This is a genomic window from Azospirillum sp. B4, from assembly GCF_000333275.1.
Classification (GTDB): Bacteria; Pseudomonadota; Alphaproteobacteria; order Azospirillales; family Azospirillaceae; genus Nitrospirillum.
The window spans coordinates 1-1,804 of record NZ_BACU01000308.1 but is presented as its reverse complement, the minus strand read 5'-3'; the positions used below and the strand labels follow the sequence as shown (position 1 = coordinate 1,804).

Below are 1,804 nucleotides of genomic sequence, written 5' to 3'. Positions count from 1 at the left end.
AAGCCGGGTTGAGACGTGGATCCGAACTCCAACCCCACGGGCGCCGGTAACGATCGGATTGAGGCGACACTCGCCGCCATGGGGATCAGCGAGACCGACATCGGTTTCGCCATGACGCGCCTGGCGCTCCTGGCCTCGCTGCTGGATAAGGCCGCTGATGCCGAGGTTGCCGGGAGCGCCACCATTATCGCGGGGAAAATCTGACAGATGAACAGATGGTCTCTCATAGGCCTGATCGTGCTGCTGCTGCTGCTGGCCTACGTGCTGCTCGGCGCCGGGGGGCACGAGACATCCCAGCAGGCGGTCACGGCGATGGGACCGGCGGTCCACGGGGTCCTCGCCACGATCGTCAACTGGATGCAGCTCATCTATTACAGCCTGCTTGGCCTCCTCGGGACCATGGTCATGCTCTGGCTCTGCTACGCCATGGACATCCTGCCGCAGCGCTGGGTTCAGCAGCGGTTCCTGGCGCCGGTCCGACAGGCTGCAGCCCGGTTTCAGCGGGCCTTGAAGCCGGATGAGGGGGAAGGAGACCAGGCAACGGCCGAGCGGGAGGACCGCGCAACCCCTGAAGCAGGACCACGGCCATGACCGATCAATCGCCTAAAGTGTCCTTGGCGCGGCATCTTTTCCTGATCCTGACGTTGGCCTGCCTTACCTGCTGGCCGGCCCAAAGGGCAGGCGCCGCCGACTCCGACCAATACGCCGCGGCCTTCGCCTGCCTGGCGTCTCCCTTCGCCGACGGATGTGGCATGGGGTCAGATTCCAACCTGGTGCAGATCGCCCAGGCGTCGCAAGCTGTTACGACCAATCCTTATGACCCCAATAGCAATATGGGTAAAATTGCTCAGCAGTACTTCGCGAAATATGGAACCTATGGCTACGTCGACGTTGCTCTTGGCGCATTTTGCCAGAAGAACATGACTGTCGACGTGGAGTCGTTTCAAATAATCTACAATGCGTGCTTGGATTCGGCACGGGCGGCGTCCGCCACTGCCGGGCTTGATGTGGCGGGCGCCGGCAAGACCTATGTCTGCGAAACCTGTTTCATCCCCGCCAACCTGGTGGATATCGGGAACCGATATATGCGGCTCATCTGGACCGGGTCCGACCCGGGAGGTGGCAGCGCCGGTATCGGGTTCGCCTTCGTCACCGCCCAGGCCGCCCGCATCTTGTTGATGTTCAGCATCGTCTGGATCATGGCCTCGTACATGATCGTGCCAACCCAGATAAACCAGGTTCTGACGCAATTCGCCCGGACCCTGGTCGTCTCGGTTGGTGTCGCCCTTGCTCTGGGTCTGCCGGCAGGAGGCAGGCTGGTCTTCGAAGGCATCTTCGACCTGTTGCAGAACACCGGCCTGGCGATCGCGAATTTCACCTTGTCCTCGGCCCACGCCTCACAAGGATGGAACACCGTGGGAGGCGTCGCCACCGTCGACTACAAGTCCGTGGGCTGGGACGACAAGTTCTGCTCCTGGGTGACGGCCGGTTCAACCTGCGTCACCGCCAGCTACGCCGACCTCTGGGGTCAAGCGGAGCTCTCGATCCTACCCTTGCTTAAATTCCTGGGCGGCAAGCTCACGGCGAACGGGGTGCTCAACGGCTCGGTGTTCGGCGTCCTCATCCTGGCTGCCCCCTTCGTTTTCGTGCTGGGTGTTTTCGGCGCCTTCCTGATCCAGTCGTCGTTCTACTTCCTGGCCATGACCATCGCCATGCCCATTGCCTTCATGGTCTCCATCCACCCGGCTGGCAAAGGCTACGTCTCCGCCTGCCTCCGCATCATGGTCACCGCGGCGCTGACCAT

At 62.1% G+C, this 1,804-nt stretch carries 3 protein-coding genes; all 3 read left to right on the top strand.

Annotation, left to right across the window (positions count from 1 at the left end):
• Window positions 1–15 precede the first annotated feature (15 nt).
• Window positions 16–204 (top strand): hypothetical protein, encoded by a 189-nt coding sequence (locus I55_RS35910; RefSeq protein WP_148293718.1) that lies wholly within the window; start codon window positions 16–18, stop codon window positions 202–204.
• A 33-nt stretch (window positions 205–237) separates the two neighbouring features.
• Window positions 238–591 (top strand): hypothetical protein, encoded by a 354-nt coding sequence (locus I55_RS13895; protein WP_148293717.1) that lies wholly within the window; start codon window positions 238–240, stop codon window positions 589–591.
• A partial coding sequence (locus I55_RS13890) for a hypothetical protein (protein ID WP_044561182.1) occupies window positions 588–1,804 on the top strand: 1,217 nt, incomplete at its 3' end. The genes I55_RS13895 and I55_RS13890, both read left to right, overlap by 4 nt.